Origin of the sequence: Microcoleus sp. AT3-D2 (genome assembly GCF_036705715.1) — a bacterium.
Classification (GTDB): Bacteria; Cyanobacteriota; Cyanobacteriia; order Cyanobacteriales; family Microcoleaceae; genus Microcoleus.
In genome coordinates, this window is sequence record NZ_JAUBVE010000008.1 from 107,488 (window position 1) to 132,354 (window position 24,867).

General features: G+C 45.1%; 26 protein-coding genes. 8 read left to right on the top strand and 18 right to left on the bottom strand.

Annotated elements, in window-relative coordinates; all coding sequences use genetic code 11:
• Positions 1-14 precede the first annotated feature (14 nt).
• Complete coding sequence (locus QUB44_RS05720) at positions 15-2,075, bottom strand: DNA polymerase III subunit gamma/tau (RefSeq protein ID WP_333364221.1); 2,061 nt, start codon at positions 2,073-2,075, stop codon at positions 15-17.
• 539 nt (positions 2,076-2,614) lie between these two features.
• Here QUB44_RS05720 and QUB44_RS05725 point away from each other — a divergent pair.
• Entirely contained in the window at positions 2,615-3,526 is a 912-nt protein-coding gene (locus QUB44_RS05725; RefSeq protein ID WP_333163223.1) for a hypothetical protein, read from the top strand.
• A gap of 17 nt (positions 3,527-3,543) precedes the next feature.
• On the opposite strand, the gene QUB44_RS05730 is transcribed toward QUB44_RS05725, so the two are convergent.
• The 5 genes from QUB44_RS05730 to QUB44_RS05750 form a co-directional block, all read right to left on the bottom strand.
• A complete protein-coding gene (locus QUB44_RS05730) occupies positions 3,544-4,266 on the bottom strand; it encodes a DevA family ABC transporter ATP-binding protein (protein WP_333364224.1) in 723 nt (240 codons plus the stop codon).
• 89 nt (positions 4,267-4,355) lie between these two features.
• Positions 4,356-4,760 (bottom strand): four helix bundle protein, encoded by a 405-nt coding sequence (locus QUB44_RS05735; protein WP_333163227.1) that lies wholly within the window; start codon positions 4,758-4,760, stop codon positions 4,356-4,358.
• 86 nt (positions 4,761-4,846) lie between these two features.
• Positions 4,847-6,007, bottom strand: coding sequence for an ABC transporter permease DevC (devC, locus tag QUB44_RS05740; protein WP_333364227.1), 1,161 nt, complete (start codon positions 6,005-6,007; stop codon positions 4,847-4,849).
• Positions 6,008-6,179: 172 nt separating this feature from the next.
• Positions 6,180-7,823 (bottom strand): HlyD family efflux transporter periplasmic adaptor subunit, encoded by a 1,644-nt coding sequence (locus QUB44_RS05745; protein WP_333364229.1) that lies wholly within the window; start codon positions 7,821-7,823, stop codon positions 6,180-6,182.
• Between the two features lie 71 nt (positions 7,824-7,894).
• Positions 7,895-8,632 carry a phycocyanobilin:ferredoxin oxidoreductase gene (locus QUB44_RS05750; protein WP_333364232.1) on the bottom strand — a complete coding sequence of 246 codons (738 nt, stop codon included), beginning with the start codon at positions 8,630-8,632 and terminating at the stop codon, positions 7,895-7,897.
• 128 nt (positions 8,633-8,760) lie between these two features.
• Here QUB44_RS05750 and tatA point away from each other — a divergent pair, with 128 nt between their 5' ends.
• A complete protein-coding gene (gene tatA / locus QUB44_RS05755; RefSeq protein ID WP_333066776.1) occupies positions 8,761-8,952 on the top strand; it encodes a twin-arginine translocase TatA/TatE family subunit in 192 nt (63 codons plus the stop codon).
• Positions 8,953-9,013: 61 nt separating this feature from the next.
• Here tatA and panB read toward each other — a convergent pair whose 3' ends face one another.
• The 6 genes from panB to QUB44_RS05785 form a co-directional block, all read right to left on the bottom strand.
• A complete protein-coding gene (gene panB / locus QUB44_RS05760) occupies positions 9,014-9,790 on the bottom strand; it encodes a 3-methyl-2-oxobutanoate hydroxymethyltransferase (RefSeq protein ID WP_333364235.1) in 777 nt (258 codons plus the stop codon).
• 232 nt (positions 9,791-10,022) lie between these two features.
• Entirely contained in the window at positions 10,023-10,439 is a 417-nt protein-coding gene (locus QUB44_RS05765) for an aspartyl protease family protein (protein ID WP_333364238.1), read from the bottom strand.
• A 157-nt stretch (positions 10,440-10,596) separates the two neighbouring features.
• Entirely contained in the window at positions 10,597-11,013 is a 417-nt protein-coding gene (locus tag QUB44_RS05770; protein WP_333364240.1) for a hypothetical protein, read from the bottom strand.
• A gap of 66 nt (positions 11,014-11,079) precedes the next feature.
• Positions 11,080-12,021: a hypothetical protein gene (locus tag QUB44_RS05775; RefSeq protein ID WP_333364244.1), complete on the bottom strand. Its 942-nt coding sequence runs from the start codon at positions 12,019-12,021 to the stop codon at positions 11,080-11,082.
• Positions 12,018-12,452, bottom strand: coding sequence for a hypothetical protein (locus QUB44_RS05780; RefSeq protein ID WP_333364247.1), 435 nt, complete (start codon positions 12,450-12,452; stop codon positions 12,018-12,020). The genes QUB44_RS05775 and QUB44_RS05780 overlap by 4 nt, the downstream gene beginning before the upstream one ends.
• Before the next feature lie 64 nt (positions 12,453-12,516).
• Complete coding sequence (locus QUB44_RS05785; RefSeq protein ID WP_333364250.1) at positions 12,517-14,274, bottom strand: serine/threonine-protein kinase; 1,758 nt, start codon at positions 14,272-14,274, stop codon at positions 12,517-12,519.
• A 638-nt stretch (positions 14,275-14,912) separates the two neighbouring features.
• Between QUB44_RS05785 and QUB44_RS05790 the strand changes: the two genes are divergently transcribed.
• From QUB44_RS05790 to QUB44_RS05800, 3 genes are all read left to right on the top strand, one after another.
• Positions 14,913-16,343: a form I ribulose bisphosphate carboxylase large subunit gene (locus QUB44_RS05790; RefSeq protein WP_333163247.1), complete on the top strand. Its 1,431-nt coding sequence runs from the start codon at positions 14,913-14,915 to the stop codon at positions 16,341-16,343.
• Between the two features lie 136 nt (positions 16,344-16,479).
• Positions 16,480-16,890 carry a RuBisCO chaperone RbcX gene (gene rcbX / locus QUB44_RS05795; RefSeq protein ID WP_333150391.1) on the top strand — a complete coding sequence of 137 codons (411 nt, stop codon included), beginning with the start codon at positions 16,480-16,482 and terminating at the stop codon, positions 16,888-16,890.
• 44 nt (positions 16,891-16,934) lie between these two features.
• Positions 16,935-17,270, top strand: coding sequence for a ribulose bisphosphate carboxylase small subunit (locus QUB44_RS05800; protein WP_333163249.1), 336 nt, complete (start codon positions 16,935-16,937; stop codon positions 17,268-17,270).
• A 122-nt stretch (positions 17,271-17,392) separates the two neighbouring features.
• On the opposite strand, the gene QUB44_RS05805 is transcribed toward QUB44_RS05800, so the two are convergent.
• The 3 genes from QUB44_RS05805 to QUB44_RS05815 all read right to left on the bottom strand — a co-directional run bounded on the left by QUB44_RS05805 (position 17,393) and on the right by QUB44_RS05815 (position 19,651).
• A complete protein-coding gene (locus tag QUB44_RS05805; RefSeq protein ID WP_333364253.1) occupies positions 17,393-18,034 on the bottom strand; it encodes a restriction endonuclease subunit R in 642 nt (213 codons plus the stop codon).
• 134 nt (positions 18,035-18,168) lie between these two features.
• Complete coding sequence (locus QUB44_RS05810) at positions 18,169-18,417, bottom strand: hypothetical protein (protein ID WP_333364256.1); 249 nt, start codon at positions 18,415-18,417, stop codon at positions 18,169-18,171.
• A 10-nt stretch (positions 18,418-18,427) separates the two neighbouring features.
• The gene (locus QUB44_RS05815; protein WP_333364259.1) at positions 18,428-19,651 is read right to left on the bottom strand and encodes a hypothetical protein; all 1,224 of its coding nucleotides are present in this window, start codon (positions 19,649-19,651) and stop codon (positions 18,428-18,430) included.
• Positions 19,652-19,871: 220 nt separating this feature from the next.
• Here QUB44_RS05815 and QUB44_RS05820 point away from each other — a divergent pair, with 220 nt between their 5' ends.
• Positions 19,872-20,141 (top strand): hypothetical protein, encoded by a 270-nt coding sequence (locus tag QUB44_RS05820; RefSeq protein ID WP_172187985.1) that lies wholly within the window; start codon positions 19,872-19,874, stop codon positions 20,139-20,141.
• A 127-nt stretch (positions 20,142-20,268) separates the two neighbouring features.
• Here QUB44_RS05820 and QUB44_RS05825 read toward each other — a convergent pair whose 3' ends face one another.
• The gene (locus QUB44_RS05825) at positions 20,269-20,643 is read right to left on the bottom strand and encodes a hypothetical protein (RefSeq protein ID WP_333138433.1); all 375 of its coding nucleotides are present in this window, start codon (positions 20,641-20,643) and stop codon (positions 20,269-20,271) included.
• Between the two features lie 711 nt (positions 20,644-21,354).
• Between QUB44_RS05825 and QUB44_RS05830 the strand changes: the two genes are divergently transcribed.
• Both QUB44_RS05830 and QUB44_RS05835 read left to right on the top strand, forming a co-directional pair.
• Positions 21,355-21,588: a hypothetical protein gene (locus QUB44_RS05830; RefSeq protein WP_333163260.1), complete on the top strand. Its 234-nt coding sequence runs from the start codon at positions 21,355-21,357 to the stop codon at positions 21,586-21,588.
• Positions 21,589-22,069: 481 nt separating this feature from the next.
• Complete coding sequence (locus QUB44_RS05835) at positions 22,070-22,639, top strand: Uma2 family endonuclease (protein WP_333364262.1); 570 nt, start codon at positions 22,070-22,072, stop codon at positions 22,637-22,639.
• Between the two features lie 75 nt (positions 22,640-22,714).
• Here QUB44_RS05835 and ruvC read toward each other — a convergent pair whose 3' ends face one another.
• A complete protein-coding gene (ruvC, locus tag QUB44_RS05840; protein WP_333364265.1) occupies positions 22,715-23,248 on the bottom strand; it encodes a crossover junction endodeoxyribonuclease RuvC in 534 nt (177 codons plus the stop codon).
• A gap of 95 nt (positions 23,249-23,343) precedes the next feature.
• Positions 23,344-24,459, bottom strand: a complete 1,116-nt coding sequence (gene bchI, locus QUB44_RS05845; RefSeq protein WP_445299871.1) for a magnesium chelatase ATPase subunit I — start codon at positions 24,457-24,459, stop codon at positions 23,344-23,346.
• Positions 24,460-24,867 lie beyond the last annotated feature (408 nt).

Below are 24,867 nucleotides of genomic sequence, written 5' to 3' on the forward strand. Positions count from 1 at the left end.
TTTTAGTGATCTACTTACCAATCTATAAAATCATCTTCACCTAACTCAGAAGATAACTCTGGAAAATCCGGTTCCGATTCCAATCTAAAAGTTTCCGACTCCCAAATCTCCAAGTCATCCGACAAATCGACTACTTGCCCGTCAAACATATCAGCTAATTGCCTAGCCGTATTCGCGACATATTGAGCGTCATCACGCACCGCTATAGCCTGAGCGTTAAAGTCATTTTGAGATTCTGTAGAACCGTTTGTGGGCGATCGCGCTTCGGAAATTGCCGGCACATTAACGGCGGTATTTTCAGGCGCTGGCGGGTGTTTTTGTTCTTCTCCACCATTCCCCAAAAAATCATCTGTAATCTCAGAACCCGCCGACTTCTGCACCTGTGGGCCTGCATCATCCGCAGGATGAGAATTCCTGGAATTTTCACCAACACGTCCGTTAGAAGTGGGCAAATCCTTGGCGCGGGAACTATTAGTTTCAGCGGGATTTGTCAAGCCCACTTTTACTGTTACTCGACGGCTAAAAATTTGCAAAAAAGCTTCTTCAATATTAGCTACTTTGTCTTTAACCATATTGAGCAACGGCTGCGAACTAATCTTAACATGAGCAGTATTATTGCTAAAAATTACTAGCTGTCCATGTTGGCGAAGCAGCGATTGAGTTCCATGCGGTCGCACGCGGTCAAGTACCTGTTCCCACACTCGATTTAAATCGATTTCATCGGCTGAATTAGTCGGTGAATAATTTGTTTGATTCGTTTCAGCAGTTGGTACAGGTGCGGGAATCGGTGCAGGAGGTGTGCTTTCTGTTCGATTAGCCACAGGCTGCGACTGAGATGGAGGATTTTGCGAATTTGGAACTGAAGATTGTTCAATATTAGATGTCTGGCTCCCCCCCTTAGCAAGGGGGGGTTGGGGGGGGTGATTTTGTGGTGCTTGAGCAACATTTTTCGCTGGTTCGCTTGTTGGTTGCTGGTGAGTTCTAATTGCTGAGGGCAATAATCCCAATAGCGTTACTTCCAGCCACAAACGTGGCTGAGTGGTATTTTTAATTTGCACTTCGTGGGTTTGCAAATGTTTCTGACCTGCCAAAATCAACTCCGCATCCCAATTGCGAGCAAAATCCCCCAGTTTTTCCCAAGTTGCCGATGTTAACGCTACTAAATCTGAGCGTTTCGGGGCCGATTTGGCTATTAGCAAATCTCGGTAAAAGCTCGCGAGACTTTGCAGCACGATTAGCGGTTCCCGGCCGCGATCCATGAGGTGGCGGGTCATGTCTATTAGTGCTGTAGCGTTATCTGTATCAATAGCTTGCAGCAAATCCATTAAATCATTTTCGGGGACGGCGCCGACTAAATCCCAAACTTTTTCTACTGTTACTTCACCCTGAAATAAACTTAGTTGGTCGAGCAAACTTTCGGCATCCCGCAGACCTCCTTGGGCGATTTGAGCGACCATTTGTACTGCATCACTCGCAATATTGATATTTTCTAATTTGGCAATTTTGTGCAAGTGAGCAATCATTGCATCGAGGGGTATGCGACGAAAGTCAAACTTTTGGCACCGAGAAATAATAGTTGGTAATACTCTTTGTGGGTCGGTTGTGGCGAGGACGAATACAACGCGATCTGGCGGTTCTTCTAAGGTTTTTAATAAGGCATTAAATGCCTGGGTACTGAGCATATGAACTTCGTCGATTACATATACTTTATAGCGGCATTGTACGGGAGAAAATTGAGATCGTTCGATTAAATCCCGAATGTTATCTACTCCTGTGTTGCTGGCGGCGTCAATTTCGATGACATCTAGTGTCGAACCTCGGGCAATTTCTTGGCAAACGTTGCATTTGCCGCAGGGTGTTGGGGTGGGGGCAACCGTAGAAATACAGTTGAGGGATTTGGCGAAAATTCTGGCACTGGAGGTTTTACCGGTGCCTCTGGGGCCGGTGAATAGATATGCTGGTGCTATGCGCTCTTGTAGGATGGCGCTGGTGAGGGTTTGGGCGATCGCCTCTTGACCGACTAATTCGGCAAATGTCTGAGGGCGATATTTGTGGTGCAGGGGTTCGTAGGTCACGATCGAATATTGGTGGTATTAGCTGTAATCTTAGCTAAGGAGACGTTGTTCGATCGCACCACAGCTCGACTTTCACAGCAAGCCGCCCGGTGGGCTTGCAAGGCGTCCGCGAGCGCACAGTAGGAATATATCACTCTCCCAACGTCCGCCCCTCGATCGTCCGGGCGATCGGCTGTTCTGCTTGATGTTTTCCGCAGCTCGCTTCCATAGTTACTATTAATTTATGTGTATTTCTTTTTATTTTTCTCGAAGAGGAGCCCCCCGAACAAACATTTTTTTTAGCTGTATAGGTATAATATATTACAGACAATTCACCATTTCTATTGACCAGTACCAGCGCGCGATTTTCCGATATTTCGGAAACCTGCTTGCAGTTAAAGATAAAGTATTAATTAGAGGGTGCGTGCTCCAGTTGCAGAAATCCAGTTGTACCAAGATGATGGTGGAATGATGTCAATGTTGGTTGATCCAGTTGCACTAACAGCTCTACTCTGGAGTCCTGTATAAATATAGCGTCAAATTTTACCCTTTAAAAGCCCATGTCAACCCAAATAATCCTTGTAGAACCAAGGTTGGCAGTAGCCTCTCCCAAACCTAAAAAGGCTAAACCCGGAGATCCGTCCTCAGACCAACTCTTAATAGGAGGGGCGGGATTACTGTTGTTATTGCTTATCGGTTTAGCGGTCTTTACCAAGTTAAAACTCGACGATTTGAGCAAAAAGCTCAAATTTGAGGAGTTTAGAAATCGAGAACTCCAGAAAAAATACAAAATGGCTCTCGAAACCATGTCAAAGATGGAAAAGAATCCCGACCTTATCCACTCGCGAGACTTTAATTTAGACTACCTGAGAATGCGAATGGCGGAAGAAGTCTTTCACTTTGCCATTGTGAACCAGATTAAGGTAAAAGTCAAAGAGAAAATTAGTATTGCCCTGCGTCCGACTCAGGGTGCAGTGGGAGATAAAAACGGGAATGCCGGCAGCGGTAGGCAAGTAGATTCGATGTTTGATATCGAATACGAAACTGGCGATCCGGCGGTAAAAATAGAAAAACGAGTGCTGTTTCGGATTCAAATTAAGCTGATGAAACTGCCGACTCAGGCAACATCGGCGACAATTAATCAAATTATTGACTGTTTGGAAACTTATCTGAGTCCTTCAGACGACCACGACAGTTGGCAGCCGACAATTCAAGGTCGCATCGTTCATATTGAGTGGGATCAAAAAGCCAAGCCGACGCCGATGTTGGTGCTAGAACAGTCGAATGAAGGGGTGAATGTTACCTTTAGGACTACGAGAACGCCTGCCGGCAGACCTACAAATGCCAATGATAGCCAATTAGTAGGAGCTAAGGGTCAAAAAAGTGGCAAAAGTAGTTCTAAAACTCCAGCCAAAGGTGCAACCAAAAGTCCTGCCAAGGTAGGAGGAAAGCGTCCCGGTTCTCGGAAATAAGTTGAGGTGGATTAATATTATTTTTCCGAAAGAACGCCTGTGGCAGCCGCTGTTGATGTATCTTGTGCGAGGTAGCCGTCTTCCATGTGAATAATGCGATCGGCTATATCTAAAATGCGGTTGTCGTGGGTGACAAGCAAAATAGTACAGTGCTGTTCTTTGGCCAAACCTCGCATAATTTCTACTACATCTCGACCTGATTTACTGTCTAGTGCTGCTGTGGGTTCGTCTGCTAATACTAATTTCGGCTGGCTGACTAATGCGCGGGCGATCGCAACTCTTTGTTTCTGGCCGCCAGAAAGACTGTCGGGGTAATAATCTATTCTTTCTCCCAAGCCTACAGCTTGCAGCATTTCCTCTATTTTATCATTAGTTTCTTGGGGAGAAAGATGACTGTGCAATTCTAAAGACATTTGCACATTTTGCCTAGCTGTCAAGCATTTGAGCAAATTGTGAGCTTGGAAAATATAGCCGATGTCGCGGCGGACTTTAACTAATTTATTTTTCCCCGTTCCCCGCAATTCTTGGTCGAGAATTTTAAGACTACCTTCTTGGATCGATCGCAAAGCTCCAATCAAGGTTAACAATGTTGTTTTACCAGACCCCGAAGGCCCAGTCATCAGCACGATTTCGCCCGGATAAATGTCTAGGTTGATATCAAATAATGTCTGTTTGCGAAGTTGTCCTTCGCCGAAGGAATGATTGAGATTTTTAATTGAGACAACGGGTAAAGTGTTCATAGGTAATTTGTAGTTGGCAATTGGGCATGGGGAATTGGGCATGGGGAATTGGGAATTAGGCTTTGGGCATTGGTAAGGAGGAGATTTTTTTATTTGCGATCGATATCAGATATTTCATCAATCATTTTCTCTTTCTTACCACCTATTGAGTGTAGATAAGTATTGAGCTTCGGCGACAATTCATCAATTATTGGTTGAAATCTTCTTACCTGTTCATCTACCAGCAACTGTCTGGCATATGCCAGTCTCAAAAAGGTGATTGTTTCATACAAAGAACCTCTGGCAATCTTAACAAAACGCCGATTATCTTGATAATTATACCTGCCCCGTCCTTCTGCAATATTAGCGCAAACACTATCGGCGGCGCGTACAAGTTGCTTGCCCATAGTATCTTTTGTAAAAAAGTCCCATTCTTTGACGATAAACCAAACCTCATTTGCTAGCTTTTCTGCCAACTTGTAAACATCCAAATCCTCAAAATCCGGTCTACTCATATCTACACCCCTCTATTACCAATTACCAATCCCCAATTCCCAATTCCCCATTACCAATTACCAATTACCAATTACCAATTCCCCTTCTAAAAAATATCCGCCGGGTCAGCAGCCTGCAACTTCCTAACTGCGATCGCCCCCGACACAGAACACATGACAACTGTCATAATAAAAACAGTCATAGCTTTCGCCAAAGTCATATACATCGGCAAACTCGTAGCACTTCTCCCTAAATTGTACAGCACCAAAGAAACTCCAAACCCCGGCAAATAACCAAGAATTGCCAAAATCAAAGCCTCTTGAAACACCACACCCAAAAAGTAAATATCCTTATATCCCATCGCCTTTAGCGTAGCGTATTCGGGTAAATGATCGGTAACATCAGTATAAAGAATTTGATAAACAATCACTATCCCAACGATAAATCCCATTGCCGCGCCGAGAGTGAAAACAAATCCGATTGAGGTACTTTCCTGCCAATATTTTTTTTCAATATCTACAAACTCTTCTTTAGAAGAAATTCTCACATCATTAGGCAAAGTTGCCCTCATTTTATCAACAACAGCCTTAACATCTGTTCCCGGCTGCAAGTGAACAATACCTATATCGATTAAACCTCTTGTTCTCCGCGTCGAAAAAATCCGCATAAAGTTCAAATCGCTGGTGACAAGATTTCCGTCGGCACCGAAAGAGGCCCCTATAGTAAATAAACCATCTACCCTAACGCGGCGATTGTCAACTTCAGTTTCAACAACTTTTCCCTGTTTGAAATATTCTGCTACCGGTCCAAACTCCGGGCGGGAAGCTTGGTCAAATAAAACCACATCCGAAATTTTGATTTTGTCCAAATTATTTTGGATTTCAGGCATATCAAAGATGGGATGAGTGGGGTCAAAACCGATTACCATCAATTGGCGGGTATTACGCTGGTTGGGGTCGGGGTTTTTCCACAATCCAAAGCCTAAATATACGGGACTAATTGATTTAACGCCGTTAAAGCTCAAGGCTTGATACAAGCGACGCTGGGGAAAACTTTTCATGGCTATTAAAGCCGTAGACTGGGTGCTGGTGATAAAAATATCCCCTTTTAACTTAGAGTGAAAGGTGATGGAGCTTTCAAAGAGCGCGTCTCTAAATCCGAACTGCATAAACATTAGCAAGTCGGCAAATCCAATGCCGGCTAGTGCGACGGCTAAGCGCATTTTTTCGCGGGTTAACTGTGCCCAAGCTAGTGGTATTTTGGCCATAATCCTCCGATTTTAGATTTGAGATTTTGGGTTTTGGATTGAATAATTTTAGGATTTAAGTACGGGTGTTGAGGAAGCGGTTTTTTTACCCTTATATTTGATTCAAACCCTTAATCTCGGTTAAAAACCCGGTTGCTTGAGTCCCCATGCGTAAGTTCTGTCAAGGTAAAATTTAGATGTCTATTTTTACTTCAACCTGCAAGTTTGTGAGGGCTGCAACTTTTTTGCTCGACTCGGGATTGAGGCGAATTCTTACTTCGATAACTCTCGCGTCGGTGTCGGCGGCGGGGTCTGTATTGAGGACATCTTTTTTGCCGATTTGTTTGCCGATGCGAGTGACAGTGCCTTCCAAAGTGCCTGCAAAAACCGGGCTGGTGACTGTTGCGCGCTGGCCGTTTCGCACTTTGGCGATGTCGGTTTCGTAAACTTCTGCTACGGCGTACATTTGGTCGGTTCCGCCTAGTTCTACGATGCCGTCTTGGGTGTTGACACGTTCTCCTTGTCGGCTGTGAACTTTGAGGATGTCGCCGGATACGGGTGCTTTGACGTAGCTTAAGTTTAAGTCTACTTGAGCTTTTTGTTTGGTGGCGATCGCACTTTCTACGGCGGCTTGGGCTGCTTGCACGTCTTCGGGACGGACTTCGGCAATTTGGTCGAGATTTGCTTTGGCTTGATTGATTTGTTCTTGGCCGGTTTCTGCTTTTTGTTTGAGTATTGCTTCGGCTTGATTGATTTGTTCTCTACCGGTTTCTATCTTTTGATTTAAGGTAGCTCTAGCTTGGTTAATTTCCTGCCTGCCTGTTTCTAACTTGCGTTTTAGATTGGCTCGCGATTGATTGATTTCCTGCTTGCCAGTTTCTACTGTTTGTTTGATTGTTGCTTTCGTTTCGACTATTTGCTCTTGCAGTGTTTGCACAGTTTTTTCTAATATAGCTTGAGCTTCTCTGACTCTCTGGCGAGCCGTCTCTACTGCTAAGCGTTTGGTGTCGTAGGCGGAAGCAGAAATTGCGCCTGTTTCTGAGAGCTCTTTATTGCGTTGTTCCTCGGCTTCGGCGTTGGTTAATTCGGCTTTTAGCCGATCGACTGTAGCGTTTTGAGAGGCAATTTCGCCGCGCAATTGAGCTTCTAACCTAGCCAATTTGGATTGCTGCACCTCTGTTTCTCTTTGGAGTTGTGCCTCAAATTTAGCAAGATTAGCTTGTTCGGCTTCGGTTTCTCTTTGCAGCGCGGCCTCGAATTTGGCGACGTTAGCTTGTTCGGCTTCGGTTTCTCTTCGGAGTTGAGCTTCCAAGCGGGCGACATTGGCTGCTTCGCCTTCGGTTTCTCTTTGCACTTGTGCTTCAAACTTGGCAACTTCTGCTTTCCCGGCGCCGACAACGCCTGTTTTTGCGCCTGCTTGAATTTTCGCTAATTCTGCTTGTTTGACTTTGACTTCTTTGTCGGCTTGTTGGAGGATTGCTTGGAGCCGATCGCGCGTATCGAGAACTGCTATGATTTGTCCTTGACTGACTCGATCGCCCTCTTCCACCTGCAACAGTTCAATTCTTGCTCCCTCCGACGCCGAAGGGGCCGACAATTTGATAACTTCCCCCTGCGGAGTCAACCTACCCAAAGCTGTGACGCTGGTGCGGGTGGAGGCGGGAGTTGCAGCAGCCGTTGCAGCCGCCGCCTTTAACTCTTCGGCTTTTCTAATTTGAGATACTTGCCAAAAACCGACTCCTGTGGTAATGAGAGTGGCCGCGATCGCTAAACCGATGACTCCTCGCCCTGGGGGTTTTAAAAATGATTTATCCTTGACCCGTGATTCCTTTCCCATTACTTATAAAGTAGGTGATTTCCTAATTAAGTTTTGCCCACCTACTATTAAGTAGTGTAAACAAATTTCAGCTATTTAGGGAAATCAAAAAGCACCTCGGTCATGTAATGTTCGGCCCAATCTTGACCGAAAGCTTTTTCGAGTACGCGGCGGGTTTTGTCGTTTTGCTGCTGCTGGCTACAGTAGTAAATATGAGCGTCGAGAATTTTCGATTCTTCGGCGGCAGAGACTGGTTCGGAGGCCACTGCCTGTTTGCAGTGAATTTCCACGTAGGATTCAACTATGTCGAGAAATCGGTTTTCTTCTTCCATCGACTCTGGCCGCACAAACAGACAAAATTCTGAGAAAATATCCCCCCATTCGGGAATTTGGCGGGGACAAGAAAATTGGTTGACCGGCAAAATTTCCAGTTGAGTTCGGTAGGTTTCCGACAAAGTTCGATCTCGATTGAGGGGAGAAAGGTCTGCGATCGCGGCGCTAACTTGGCCTTTGCCTGCTACTATATCCGTACCGAACATCGGCAAAGCATAATTCGGTCTGGGAAACATCACGCAGTGCAGGATATCCAACACCGGCCCGACTTTAGCGAGTTCGAGGTGTATTTTGCGGAACTGGGGCGTTTGATAGCAGCGGTTTTCAATGATCAGTTTTTCTCCTTCCAAGCGCCCTTCTACGTATCCCAACTCAGCGGGCAGGTGGTAGGGTTCCAGGTCTAGATAGCGGTGCCATACTGCTTCCATCCGGTCTGCTAAATTGCGGATGAGGTAGTGTTGTTGTTCGCGGAGGGAAGGCTGGGATATTTCTAACATTCCTATTTATCGGGGGATAGCTTAATAAAACTTGATTCTACTGTTGCAGGATGCAGGAAAAAAGGTAGATACTTTAACAATATCAGTAGATTGACTTACGATCGAGCAAGTTTTACAGGAGATTTTGTATGTTTGGTCTGGGATTGCCCGAAATGGGCATTATTGCGGTAGTCGCTATTCTAATTTTCGGACCCAAGAAGATTCCTGAGTTAGGAAATGCTTTGGGAAAAACGCTGCGGAGTTTTAAGGAAGGGGTTGGTCAATCTGAGGATGAACCTGTTGAGAAGGATAAAGAGGAAGAGGGCCAGCCGAAAGTGTAAATTAGGTTTGTAGTGAGGATTTTAGTCCTCATTTTTAAGGGTTCAAGCCCTCACTACGAACCTATTCGGGAAATTTGCCTTCTCTAACTTCAAGGGAATAATCTTTCACAGCTTGGGTAATTGTTTCTCGCAAATTGGCGTAAGCTTTCGCAAAAGGCGGCTGTTTTTCGGAAAGTCCCAACAAATCGGAAGTAACTAAAACTTGACCGTCGCAGTGCGGCCCGGCGCCGATACCAATGGTGGGAATAGTTAATTTTTGGGTAATTTGAGCGGCTAAGTCTGCGGGAATGTGTTCTAAGACGATCGCAAAGGCACCTGCTTCTTGAAGCGCGATCGACTCTGCAATGATGCGATCGGCTGCTTCGACTGTTTTTCCTTGTTTTTTGTAGCCGAGTTGGTGTACGGACTGCGGAGTTAAACCGACGTGCCCCATCACCGGAATTCCGGCGGATGTTAGCTGCGAAACTGTGGCGGCCATTGCTGGATATCCACCTTCTAATTTTACAGCTTGAGCGCCTGTTTCTTTCAAAACTCTCCCGGCCGAGTGCATGGCTTGCTGGGGATTTTCTTGGTAAGTCAAAAACGGCAAATCGACCACAATTAATCCTTGTTTAACTCCACGGCGCACAGCTTTAGCGTGGTGCAGCATTTCATCGAGGGTTATGGGTAGGGTTGTGTCGTAGCCTAAGACTGTCATGGCGAGGGAATCGCCGACTAGGATGATATCTACGCCTGCTTGATCGATGAGTTGGGCGATCGCATAATCATAAGCTGTCAGAGCAACAATTGACCGCCCTTGTTGTTTCCACTGAATTAATTGATGAGTAGTGACTGACATTTTAGTGCAAAAATATAATATTATTTCTGGGTATTACTTATGATATCAAATCCGGTTGATTCGTCCTTGTATAATTTGCGCTGTACAATTTGCGCGATGTAGGGGCGGGTTTGACCAACCATCTATGTTGAAAACTAAGTATATAGTAAACCCGCGCCCCTCATGCTCAGTTGGTTCAACGCGAGACTAAAAGACAATGGGCTGTGTATTTATGGCAAAAACCATAGGAATTTTACACCCGAATATAACTTTGGTTTCCCTCTGCAGGCAAAACAATCAACCGCTGATTTTTCAAATCGGGTTCTAAACCCAAATCTTCGAGGGGAATTAAGCCGAGTAAAGGTTCTTCTCCTGCGGGAATTTCTACACAATCATACCTGCCTTCTCGTCCAGCTACGGCAAGAGTGACATCTTTGAACAGACGAAATTTTCTGGTTCCTATTGCCGTATGTCCGTCGATTTCACCTAGCATTGGCAAACCCAACTGACTGATAATATCTGCTGGTAAGCAGAGTCGAGTTGCGCCTGTATCGACTAAGACGTTATCGATGGTGATAGAGCGTATTTGCTCTGCGGGGATGAACCCTCTTTCTCCCAGAATTTCATCGATGTGATTGGTGACGGTTATTGTTGCGGTGACTCTGCCCATTATTTTATCCTTTTGTTTTGCTATAGAATGTTTCCGTTGCTTTTTGAGGAAATTATATCCAATCAAGGGTGTATATTCTATATTTTAACAATCTTTGTAACTGAGAGCGATTTTTTTATTTATTGCTAAATTTCTGCTAAGAAACAAATGTTGCAAATTAATAGCAAAAATGCTCTCTAATTATTGAGTCACGAAGCTTCTGCCATTCTTGTTTAGAAACATCAGCACGAGTTTTGTCACCCGATGGATCGCGAATATCCCAAATTGTATCTGCAATTCGATCGATTGATCGCCCATGAGAACGATAATCGAAGTCCCAGAAAGCATCACCGACGCAATCTCCTTGTGTAGTAATCATTTCTCGATCGACTGTATTACGAATAGCATTCCATTCGCGGATGTAGGCAGAAGAATCGTCAGATCGCAATTTACGGTCTCCTAATTGAGGATTCACTCTATAAAAAAACCAATCCGTAAACCTATCCACAGCTTGAGTGCGTGATTCATAATCGCGCGCTGTAGCACTGTCTATATTGGAACCACCGAGTACAAGGGCTATAGCTAATGCACACACCCCTAAAAACTTTGATCTTGACTTAATTGAAAGTGATTTAATTAGCATGATTAAACCCAATAAAAATTATGAATTTCCCCGATATAGCTGGTGATAAATATTTCGTTGCCATCCATCTATAGAACAAGAACTTCCTCCTGTTTGAGGTACGAGAGTAGATAAACACCAATAATTTTTACCATCAAAAACAACGCCTTTTTTGATATATTGTAACTCTGAGATAGGTTTCCACGGTCGATCAATATTAGACTCGTCATAATATCGATATTGTTTTCCCTTGACCTCTAAACCCTGATCCGTACCTCCCAACCAATAACGACCTTCTTGAATTATGTTTGATGAAGATTTTTGTTGATTACTATCTGTCTTTTTCTCAATCCACCAATTCCTCACAAAACGTTTGGTATTTTCAGAACCTCTTGTCGTAGCGACTATAACTAGCAGTTCTCCTTGTTGATTGATAAACTCAAAACGACAAGGCCCTTCTCCCGTACCAGAACAATCCTTAATCTCTTTATATCCTAAATCAAATAGCTCTTTAACCGAACGATCTCTGAGGTTAGGTTGACCTTGTAAGCTGGGCTGCCACCCTTGTTGAATCAGGATTTGACGCGCCTCTTTGTATGGCATACGTTGTTGAAGAGGTATTTTTTTAGTGGAATTTACAGAATTTTCAAGGCTGACTTGAACCTTTTCACTTAAAGCAACAATTGTTAAATTTTTTTCGGAATTATTGATGTAATTTTTTTGACTTCCTGTATCGACTTTCGCACTATTTATGCGGGGAATTTGTTGCTGTGGGGCAGCACCTGCAAAACTTGTATATCCAATGGGGATTAGTCCCATCAATGGTGCAATAATTCTGGTTGTAATAAGAGTGCGATCGCCTATCCAATTTTTCATACTCATCGGTTTAAAACCTTTCTTTTTACAGAGTTGTGTAGAGATGACCTCTACTCTAGAAGTTATCTTCGATAAATGCTGCGGTGTAAGGCGATCGAGTCTCACAGTCCACAATTGGAAATATACATTTCGCGTCGAATTGCTGACCATTCACTAATGCCGATCCGATCGCTTTTGGGAATTTGCTGTCCGGTTCGTTGAGGATGGCGGCTGTAAAAAATTGTATCTGCAAGTAAATCGTAGGTTTCTTCGTAGGTTTCGCCGTTAATTGTCGTGAATTCCCATCCTGTATTTCCTGGGGCGGGCCTAAAGCAGACTTCTTGTACCGACTTGACTCGCGGATCGATCGCTTCGCGCAATCTCCGCCATTGATTGCTATATTCGCGATCGCCCGCTTGGAGTTTGCGATTGTTTAACTGAGGATTAACCTTGTAGAACAAGAAATCGGTCAATTGATCGACGGCTTGTTCTCGCGATTCGGCTTTGGCTAGATTGGGGCTGCTGAGGACAATGGCGATCGCCAGAGAACAAACCATTGAAAATCTTGAGAGAGACTTAATTGATAACAACTTGATTAGCATAGTGATTTGGTGTTAATTCCTACTTCCAACCCAACCACCGCAACAAAGGCACAATTAAATAATGACTAACTCCCAAACAAAGCCCGATCGCACTTCCCAACAAACCAAAGAATACAATTGAACCCCAAACTTGCAGCCAGCCGAAGGTAACGTTAGACAGTGACAAAATCCCAAAGAAACTCCCCGGAAAAATGTTCCAAGCATTCAGAAACAGAAACATTCCCGTAGAGAAAACAGCCACTACCAAAGCGTGAACTAATTGGTGACTCCGCAAACCCATTCCCACAGTCAAAGAGGCGATCGCAAAAGCTCCTAAAATAACCCCCTGCACACCGCTAGAAGCTGTTGCTTCCATCCAACACAAACCCGCCAACAAATAACCCTGAGCTCCCATCAATCCAGACAGCCAATACTGTTTTTGCTGGCGAAAACTCCCCGCATCCGTCAAACCGATCGCAGTTCCGAACCCCGCAAACCCAAACAGCAGCACTTCCGGCCCGACAGCGAAAGTGATGTTAGGAATTAATTGCTGCAAACCTTGATTCAGAAAACTGGCAATTTCCGGGCCTATAGGCGAAGCATAGCCCAAAACCAAACCGCCGATCGCCCCCGCAGTTCCACCAACGCCACCGAGTACCATTTCCCAGCCCGTATCCAGAGAAGCTACCACGATTTGGGCGATCGCGCCGAACAGCAAAACCGTCAAATTTGCCGTTTTTTGCGCCCCCGCCACCACTACTTGCCGGCAGAATTCTACAATAGCTTGACCCATTGGGGCGAGCGCGATTTTGCCCTTACTCCTAGCATAAATCTCCTGCAAACGCGCCCGAACATCGCCAGCAGTCGCCGGACGCTGCTGCACATTCGATCGCACCATATCGTCCAACAAATTCGCCAAAGCCGGACTCACAGATACAATGTGGCGCCATCGCAACTCTCCCGTCATCGGATCTTCAATTTCCGCCGGATACTTCCCTGTCAGCAAATGAATGCAAGTCCGCCCCAGCGCATAAAAATCCGTCGCCGGCACCACACCGCCGCCCACAATTTGTTCCGGCGGACTGTATCCGGGCGAAATCAACCGCGTCGAACTCCGAGAATCTTTCCCCCCGGATTCGACACCGCCCATTTGTTTAACTCCCCCAAAGTCGATAGTCACTAATTGCAGTCCGCCCAAACCCTTGCTCAGCAAAACTTGGGGCGATTCCGGGTCTCGCAGCATCAAATTTGAGGGTTTAATGTCGCGGTGAATAATCTGACACCTGTGCAACTCCTCTAAAATTTCCACAGCTTGACTCAGCCAACTAAACACCCATTCCTGCGGACATCCTTGAGGGTGTTCGTCGAGAACCTCTTCTAAAGTTTTGCCGTGAATCTTTTCCATTACCAAACAAGGCAGCCGCTTCGCCGCAGGATTTCCCTCGCCCCCTGCAAAATTTTGCGTTTGGACGTGAAAATAACCGTCAGGATCGACTCTAGGGACGCCTGGGTGCCGCAAAAGTGCCAAAACCCAAGCTTCTTGCTCGAACAGTTTCAGCGCTTTCGGGGCCGTTTCGAGCAAGACTTTCAGGACGCGCTCGGTTTCAGTTTCTGTGTCCCAAACTGTGAAAATCGCTGCAAAACCCCCCGAACCGAGGCTTTGTAGAGGCACGTAGCGATTTTTTAGCCGCAGGGGAGCCCCGCAACTATGACAAAAATTGTTGCCCCAAGTCTGAGGGTAGGGCCTTGGGCAATCTGGATTGATGCAGTGAACGGCTTTTGAAGGGGGGTGAGGCACAACCAGAGTAAAAATGGGACTAAATATCCATACTAGACTTACGCGCAGTTAAGGCAGAAACCAGGTTTTCATCGAGGTTAAATTGCTGTAACGACGGATTTGGTTTGAGAAACGAGCTTGCTCTTGCTGCACAAGCCCTGTCCATATTATGTGGTATCCTGTGGATTTTTGAGTTAGCGGTCTCAGATTCACGGGATTTGAGATTTGAGATTTTGGATTTTGGATTGCTACATACTGAATAACAGTTGAGATCGATCGGGCGATCGCTCTTAACTCCCAACCACAACTTTAGGTATTTCTAACTAATTCCCCCGGCCCCATTACCAATTACCAATTCTGATTTTTAAGTATTAAATTCTTTACATAAACCGTATTGATCCGCTGTTCGGCTCGCTGCACAATATATTTCGATCGCTCAAAATTCCCGCCCCGCTCTGCGATCCCCAGCCTTTCCTCCTGCATCCTTCGCCGCTTGAATTTTATAAGATATGTTACAAATATTTTCGGAATGTAAAGCAAAATAAACAATACTTATGATGATTAAAAGAATATTAAAATTGGATAGTGACACTTTGTTGATATATTTTTAACAGCCTGCGATCGGGCAAAAAAATTAAGCGAATACTAGGAAGCGAGATATGGCTTACGCGCAAACCCAAACTCAATCAAAGGCTGGGTATAAAGCCGGAGTTCAAGACTATAAACTAACGTATTACACGCCGGACTACACGCCGAAAGATACAGATATTTTGGCTGCCTTCCGCGTCACACCGCAGCCGGGAGTTCCCCCAGAAGAAGCAGGCGCTGCTGTGGCTGCTGAATCTTCTACAGGTACATGGACAACTGTTTGGACTGACCTCCTGACCGACCTCGACCGCTACAAAGGTCGCTGCTACGACATCGAACCAGTTCCTGGTGAAGACAACCAATACATCTGCTTCATTGCCTATCCTTTGGATTTGTTTGAAGAAGGTTCCGTCACCAACTTGCTGACCTCTTTGGTCGGTAACGTGTTCGGTTTCAAAGCTCTGCGCGCTCTGCGGTTGGAAGACTTGCGGATTCCCATTGCTTACCTGAAAACCTTCCAAGGCCCTCCTCACGGTATTACCGTTGAGCGGGACAAATTGAACAAGTACGGCCGTCCTTTGCTGGGTTGTACAATTAAGCCCAAATTGGGTCTGTCTGCTAAGAACTACGGCCGTGCCGTTTACGAAGTTCTGCGCGGCGGTTTGGACTTCACCAAAGACGACGAAAACATCAACTCGCAACCGTTCATGCGCTGGCGCGATCGTTTCTTGTTCGTTCAAGAAGCTATTGAAAAAGCCCAAGCAGAAACCGGCGAAGTCAAGGGTCACTACCTCAACGTAACTGCCCCTACCTGCGAAGAAATGATGGAGCGGGCTGAGTTCGCTAAGGAAATCAAAACCCCCATCATCATGCACGACTACCTGACCGGTGGTTTCACTGCAAACACCACCTTGGCCAAATGGTGCCGCCGCAACGGTATTTTGCTGCACATTCACCGCGCCATGCACGCAGTTATCGACCGTCAGAAAAACCACGGTATCCACTTCCGCGTGCTTGCCAAGTGCTTGCGGATGTCCGGTGGCGACCACCTGCACTCCGGTACAGTTGTGGGTAAACTCGAAGGCGAAAAAGGCATCACGATGGGCTTCGTAGACTTGATGCGCGAAGACCACATCGAAGAAGACCGCAGCCGCGGTATTTACTTCACCCAAGATTGGGCCTCCATGCCCGGTGTCATGCCGGTTGCTTCTGGTGGTATCCACATCTGGCACATGCCGGCTTTGGTGGAAATCTTCGGCGACGACTCCTGCTTGCAGTTCGGCGGCGGCACCTTGGGCCACCCTTGGGGTAACGCACCTGGTGCAGCAGCTAACCGCGTTGCTTTGGAAGCTTGCGTCCAAGCTCGTAACGAAGGCCGTAACTTGATGCGCGAAGGCGGAGACATTATTCGCGAAGCTTGCAAATGGAGCCCTGAATTGGCTGTTGCTTGCGAACTGTGGAAAGAAATCAAGTTTGAGTTCGAGGCAATGGATACCGTTTGATGATTTTGGGTTTGAGATTTTAGGTTTTAGGTCGCAAACTTGCTGGGAAGTCTTTATCTTTGAAGAAGATTTACTTGTAAGTTTGCATCCAAAATCTAAAATCCAAAATCTAAAATTTGAGGGAGCTGGGGTCAAAATGGATCTCAAACAAGTTGCGAAAGACACCGCTAAGGTGCTGGCAAGTTACCTAACCTATCAATCCGTGCGGATGGTGGTCGCTCAGTTGAGCGAAACCAATCCTCCTCTGGCAATCTGGTTGAACGACTTTTCCACTAAGGGCAAAATCCAAGATGGAGAAGCTTATATTCAAGAGTTGCTTTTGGAAAATCAAGATTTAGGCTTTCGGATCATGACTGTGCGAGAGTATCTGGCTCACGATGTGACGGAATTTTTGCCAGAAATGGTTTGTACTGGCATTCAACAGGCGAATATGGAACACAGACGCCAGCATTTAGAGCGAACTACGCAACTTAATTGGTCTGTTTCTAGCAGTCATCCTGAAACATCAATAGATTCTGAACCGAATCTGGATAATTTGTCGAGTTAATCGATCGACAAGTGCGATCGAACACACACCTTAGAGATACAAAAATGAAGACTTTACCTAAAGAGCGTCGTTACGAAACTCTGTCCTATTTGCCCCCGCTGACAGACGCGCAAATTGCCAAGCAACTCCAGTACATCCTGGATCAAGGCTACATTCCCGGCGTAGAATTCAACGAAACCTCTGCCGCTGAAATGCGCTACTGGACTCTGTGGAAGTTGCCTTTGTTTGGTGCTCGCAGCGTCCAAGAAATCATGGCTGAAGTTCAAGCTTGCCGTCAAGAAAATCCTACTTGCTACATCCGCGTTATGGGTTTTGACAACGTGAAGCAGTGCCAAGTGCTCAGCTTCATCGTCCACAAGCCGAACACCAGAGGCTACTAAAAAGTATTGGCTGGCTAATCTAACTTTTAGGTTAACAGTCATTGCAGATTGGAGGTGGAGAATTTTCTCTGCCTCTTTTTTTGTGTTTGTACTAAGGACTTTAATCCTTCTTGTTCCTTCTGCTATAGCTTACAAATAGCTTTTAAAACTTGCAGCAACAAAATTGAAGGTTCGGGTTCCATTAAAGTCAGAAAGGGCATTAGCTGATAGGTTGGGGGATTTCCTCTGCGGATATGGACAAACTGATAAAACTCTCCGCTAGTTGCCAGCCCCCAAACAGACTCTTGATATTCTAAACTTTTAGAGGCGTAAGTTAGAAGTTGGGGCAAACCAGCGCGGGGAGCAATTAGACTATTTTTAGATTCTATTACTAAAATCCAAAATGGTATATCAGCGGCAATTTGTTTCTCTTTATTGATTGCTAAAATGTCAAATCTGCCTGTAATAGTTGTGTCTTCATCTTCTATAGTTATGTTAGCAATGTCTTGTTCTAGACTCATCTTGATGGGGCGGCGGTAGAAGCCAGCCAATCGCATTAAGGGAAACGTAGTTAAAGCCTGTACCAGTCCTTCAGAGACTCTTTCCACTGAGAGGTATTCGCGAAAATCGTTGCGGATTTGGGCGAGTTCTAACTGTTCTATCTCTGTTAAGGATTCTAAGGATAAAAAATTTGTGTACGTGTCATTATTAAGCTGCTCTTGGAATTTCAAAAATTGACTGACTTCACCGAGCGTTATATTTTTGGCGTTAATAGTTGTTGTCATATTTTGAGAGGGATTTAAGTTTTAGTTATAATTTTAACATAGACATTGTGGTATGTTAATTTCTTAGTTGTAGGGTTCGTAGCCCTCGAAGATATTTAAATCCGATCGAAAATCTCATAGCGACGCACCATACCTTATTGAAGACCATCGCCATCTATCCTCTCCATCACAATGCCATCAACTATTTCATAACCCCAATTATAGTTGCGGTTGGCAAGCTGTTTTGCCATGTAATATTCTCCTAAATTGCAGAGTTCAACTAACTTTTGATATCCTTCATCTCTTTCTCGCTGCAACCTCTCCCGCCGCAGTTTTTCTCTCTCTTCGTCAGACGGATTTGGTCGCTCTTCTCCCAGCGGATTAATATCGCTAACTCGTTTCATATCAGCCTCATTAAAAAGGGATTGATTCGACTATTTCACCGTCAACTATTTCGTAGCCCCATTCTGGGTTGGCAGCGATTTGTTTTTCAACAATACTTCGACCGAGAGGAGTTTTGTAAGCTTTTTGCAAAGAGGAAATACTGGGGATTTCGGCAGGGGCGGGCAGCTCTTTTTGTTCGAGTTTTGGCGGTTCAGCAATTGTTTCAGATGTGGAGTGATTTAAGGCCGATTGAGGCGCGATCGCCCCTAACTTCCGCATAACGCTATCCTTGGTGATTGGGGGTTTTTCGTTGAAGGAAGACGGCAGATATGGTGTGTCAACGCCCTGCTGTTTTGCTTTGAGTGCATCATCAGCAAGCCGATCGCACTTTCGCAAAAATCCCTCCCACAAATCTTTGCCCAAAACCGGGTTTCTCAAGTCAGCACGGGCTTTAGAGACTGCTGCTTCCAGCGGTTCGCCTTTGTGCACGTAATACTGAATTCGCTCCTCTTCAAAAGCAGGATAAGGCACTTCCGGCTCGATTTCCCAATCCCGCTGGAATTTCTGACTTTCTCCTAAAGGGATTCCGGCGATAAATTCATCCCAAAAAGTCGAGGTTAAGCCTTTTGTCATGCTGTCAATAATTTTAAATGCCCATCCAGAAGGATTGCCAAATCCTAAATTACGCTCTTGAGCATATCCTTCTAAAGCTCGCTGAAAGTTGTGCAGTTGTTCTTGAGAATTCCAAGGGCCGCTAAATCGGTAATGAGGCGTGACAGCAACGGCTATTTGCTGGCGGGGTTGCCCGAAATATTTGTCGGTTTTAACTACATGATTTGGGGGTGATGTTTCGCGGCAGGTTTCAACAGGGTGATTGTGACTTTCGCGGCTTATCTGTGTTATGATATCTGGCGGATTCGGTGTCCAAAAGTTATTGAGTTTTTCCTCGAAAGCGTCAATGTCCGCCCAGAGTTCTAGGGTGTCCGTGTTAGGATTTGTTAATTTTTCTTTCAGGAGCGATCGTACTTTAAGTTGCTGTCTCGCTAATTCCTGTTCTTCCTGATTTAAACCAGTGGCTTTTTCTATTTCTGCGCTGTTAGTTTTCACCCATTCGCCGGAGTAGGAATGTTGTGCTTGCCATTGCAATAATTGGCACAGAAAAATACTGGCTGTGACTCCGCCAGTGATTTGGGCTAGTTTGGGATAGTAGATGGCGGGGTTTCCTAGATTTCCTAAAAATATTCCTATTTTCATTTTTTATATTCCTAATTCCCTTGAATAGTAGGGTGCTCTTCGGCGCACCTTACCTCGACTAAACTAGCATTGAGAAACTTAATCTTTTCTTTAAACTTTTGTCTATTCCTGACTGAATGGAGTTTCTAGAGGAAAGACGGGGATCGCATATTTGATCGCCTGATTGACAGGACTGAGTTAAACGTAATAATAAATTATTTACTGTACAGATCCTCCCAAAATGAATCCAGAACGCCAAGAGGCTTATTTGAACTTAATCGAGCGAGTGCTTACTTGCCCCAACGGCCAAGAACCAGAGGTTTTGAGTTCGTGTTCCGATTTAATTGATGCGGGATTTGTGCAAATGCTAATCCAGATATCGGCTTCAATGGCCCGCGAAGGTGACGAAGATACTGCTAATTTTTTAGTGCAACTTGCTCGTTTGCTGGGGAAATCTTTGGGTTTGTCGCCGGATTTGGTGCCGGCTGGGTACAGTAGTGCACAGGGGTAGAGAAAAAGTGCGTTAGCGAAGCCCTCGAAGAGGATCGCCTCGTTGTATCATGTTTTGAGAAATGAGGGCGATTCCCTACCCTTCGGGATAGCTTCGCCTCACCTACTTTTTAAATGCAGCGATGGCTTTACAGTTTATATTCGAGAGGCTCGCAAAAATCATCCACCCCAGTTTTAAATACATAAATAATCACCGACGTTACCAAAATATCAGGGCAAATTTTTGCGGCAACTAAATCTCTAAATGCTGCATTCAATTGTCCGTTTGTCAACTCTTCTTTAACCTCTGATTTGCAGATAGCAACGCGGCATCTTTTGGCTAATCCGTCTAACCAATTTTCTGATATATTCGGTTCTTGTCCGGCTTGAATTGCTAGAGATATCGCTGCATCTTCGATGTTACCTTCGCAATCTTCGATTGCGTCTAGGGCTTTTAGGGCTTCGGGATATTCGGCTAATTGCGAGCGAAATTGGGCAATTTGTTGTGAGGTAATAATCACCATATTATTTTCCTGGGCTCTCTGTTGGTGGGATAAGTTTAGCAATTAAAGTTGCTATTATAGCATTTTTTTTGAGGTTGGGATTGATTGTTTGAATTTTATCACTGGTGCAATAGTTCAATGTGGTTTCAACCCCCGTCTCATAGCGGAGTCCGACGAGGGTTGAAACCCCGGCCTCATAGCTGAAGTCCTCTCAAGAGGACTGATGAGAAGGATTTAAAAGCTAATTAATCATGTTCAAAATGTCATCCTTAATTAACATTTTGTACCTCTTCAGTCCTCTTTTAGAGGACATTCGCTATGAGACATCGGTTTCAACACCTGGCGGACTTGGAGATAAACTATTGATTAACATTTTGTACCTCTTTAGTCCTCTTTCAGAGGACATTCGCTATGAGACAGGGGTTTCAACCCCAGGCGGACTATGGGACTAACGACAAATCTTGATGATCGCCTTTTCAACCTCTGGCGGACTATCCGACTGACGACGAATCCCAGCAATTGTTGCTACAATCAAAAAAACCAACCGCCTCAAAATGTCACCAATGTTGGATAGAATATGGCGATTCCTCAAACAATTAATTCAGCGGGTGCTCCGCACTTCTCTACAGCATTTTAACCCACCCTTACGCCCCCTTGGTAAGGAGGAGAACAAGAAGGATCAAATCTTTCTTCCAGCCTTAGCAAGGGGGGACAGAGTGGGCTCCTCCAACTTTGACTGATGCGGAATACGAGGCGAAGTTGATGGAATTTATCGAAGGGGTGAATGAGGGCTGGGGAAGAGGGGATGTTGCGAGATTCTTAATCGCAAAACGCATTAAAAATGGTGATTTGGCAGCTTGGTTGCGGAGGTTTGGCGATCGATTTTTGCAGGGCGGGGGCGGGCACGGGGGCATCGCCGCTACGGATGCGGTGGTATCGCTTGAGGTAATAAGCAATGTGATTTAGTGAATTTTAAAAGGGAGATATCCTCCTCTAACAAACTTTTAGAATTCATCAGATTATCCTGAAGCCTATAACAATTGGGGCGTTAGCCTGGGTATTTTAGGATTGTTTGAACAAGAGAGTGTCTCCTATGACAAAGCCTTATAAATCAAACCAGATTACCACTTTTATCTAAAAACCGGATAATAAAACTTAAAAAATTAGGAATTATATAAGGGTTAATTCTTCGTCAAAACTGAGATATTGCACCATTATCAATAACTCTTATATGGGCTGGTTATCCTGCCCAACCCTACTCCTTACCCGAAAATCTACTATTTGTGAAACAAGCCGGAAAACCTATTCTAGAGAATGGTGCAACATATGATTTAAAACACACATTATCAATAAAATGGCGCTAAAATAGATTAATCGGCGATTGAAATCGCTTCTACACATACAACAAAGTCCGTCTGCGCGGACTAAAGAGAGGAAAGATAAGAAAATGACAACCATTATTTTAAACTTAGATACTGTCGAACTAACAGATGAACAGTTTTACCGTTTATGCCAGATAAATCGAGATTGGCAATTTGAACGGACACCTAAAGGAGAAATCATTATTATGTCACCAGTAGGCGGAGTCAGCGGCAATCGAAAAGCCTATTTAATTACAGATTTGGGCTTGTGGAACCGTAAAATGCAGCTAGGGAGAGTGTTTAGTTCTTCTACAATTTTTCGCTTACCTAATAATGGCTATCGATCGCCTGACGTGGCTTGGGTTAGCTTAGAAAGATGGTCTGCTTTAACAGCAGAAGAACAAGAGAAATTCCCGCCAATTTGTCCTGATTTTGCCATTGAATTGCGATCGCGCCCAGACCCCCTGCGGCCGCTTCAGGAGAAAATGCAGGAGTATCTAAACAACGGTTTACGCTTGGGTTGGTTAATTAATCCTCTAGACGAAAAAGTGGAGATTTATCGCCCTTCTCGCGAAGTAGAGATTGTACAATTTCCTGTAAGTTTATCGGGAGAAGATGTCTTGCCCGGATTTGTTCTTAATTTGCCGATGATTTGAACGGGAATTAGGAATCGGCGATTGAAATCGCTACTACACAAACAAAGTCCGCGCAACGCGAGACTAAAGATTAGATTAAATTTTTCCTGTTTCCAATTGTATTCTCTTCGGACAAATATCATCATCGTACCAACCAGTCAAAGCCACCGCCAAAGCATCCGCCGCATCGTCGGGTTTCGGAATGTAACCCAACTCCAACTCCCGCGCCACGGCCTCTTGCACTTCGGACTTATCTGCATTACCCCGGCCGGTCAAAGCTTGCTTAATTTGAGCCGGCGTAAACTCGAATAACGGCACTCCACGCTGCGCCAATACTAGGGTCAAAACGCCCCGCGCTTGCGCTACAAGTATGGTATTTCCCATCTTGTAAAAGAACAGTTTTTCGGCAATTGCTAGATCAGGTTTAATCTGTTCAATTACCTCGTGCAAATCGTCGTAAATTGTTTTCAAGCGCTGTCCCATTTCCTGTTTTGGCGTTGTTTGTATGACGCCGCAATCAATCATGGAAACGCTGTTTTTATCTTGTTTGCCGGGGACAATTTGACAGGAAATTGCCCCGTAGCCAAGATTTGCTAAGCCCGGATCTAATCCTAAAATTCGTTTTTCCATTGCCAGAATTAGTAATTGGAAATGGGGAATTAGGTATGAAAATTTGGGAAGGTTTCATCACCACCAATTACCAATTACCAATTACCAATTACCAATTACCCCTCAGTTGTTTCTAGGCCGAATACCCGATCGAACACTTTAGTCACTTTATACCCCGAATCTATTGATTCTAGCGGGTCTTTCCGCAACCGGTGCCGCAAACACAGAGTCATCACCCGGCGAATATCGTCCACTGTGACCTCTGTGCGGCATTCCAAAGCCGTGAAAGCTTTCGCAGCCCGATTTGTGACCAAATCGCCCCGCAGCCCGTCTACGTCCAATTCCGCGCAAACTTGGGAGATTTTTACTCGCAAATCTCGATCGATAGTTACCGATTTCAACCTTTCCTGAGCTTCCACCAACTTCTGCTGCATATCATCTTGTTCGTGCTGATATTTCGCGAGAAACTCCGGCGGATTTTGGTCAAAACTCGATCGCTGTTCGACAATTTCCACTCTTAAATTCGGGTCTTTTACAGTCCGAATTTCTGCGTGCATCCCGAATCTGTCGAGCAACTGCGGCCGCAATTCTCCTTCTTCTGGATTCCCGGAACCGATGAGAATAAATTTAGCCGGGTGGCGGATCGAAATGCCTTCTCTTTCAACAGTATTCCAACCGCTGGCGGCGGAGTCGAGCAAAACATCGACTAAATGATCGTCGAGCAAATTGACTTCATCAACGTACAGAATGCCGCGGTTAGCTTTAGCTAAAAGGCCGGGTTCAAAAGCTTTAACTCCTTCCGACAAAGCTTTCTCGATGTCGATCGTACCGCAAACTCGGTCTTCGGTAGCGCCCAGAGGTAAATCTACCATTTGGACTTTCTTGCGGGCGATTTTAATGTCAGTTTGAGATAAAGTGCGATCGCGCACCTCGTCGCTCATCAAATCCGGATCGGTGGGATGACTGTTAAAAGGATCGTCAGCCACCACCTCAATTTCTGGCAGCAAGTCAGTGAGGGCGCGGATTGTGGTAGATTTGCCAGTACCTCGATCGCCCATAATCATCACCCCGCCAATTTTGGGATCGATGACATTCAACAGCAGCGCCAGTTTCATCTCCTCCTGGCCAACAATTGCAGTGAAGGGAAAAACAGCGCGGCGGGCTGCGGTAGCGGTAACAGTTGGCACAGTACCCGCATTTAGGGTATTGCTGACTTCGGCAGTAGGACTCACAGGATAACTCAAAATATAATAATTGCTTGTTTATTGTAGGGGATAAAGGATTGTCTGGGGCGATCGCACTTGTAGGGTATGGTTCCCACAGAGCACTGAGCCCCTTTAAAACCTAAGCGCCACGTAGATTTGCGCGGATCCTCCTGCCCACCTCACAAGAGTTTGAAGCAACATCACCAAGTACATTAAATGCGGGTAGCTTTCAAATTTTGGGCGATCGGCAACCCTAATGTAAACTTATGTAACGATTCACCGCGCTTCGCATAAAAACCTTAAGTTCCCCCAGATAGATAATTAAGAGCATTTTCAAGCAACTATTTTTCAGGGGTAGTAAGTAGTCAGACACAATTAATTACACAAATACATAGTAGAATGATATTTCCGGCAAAATTATGAGTTAATTACAGT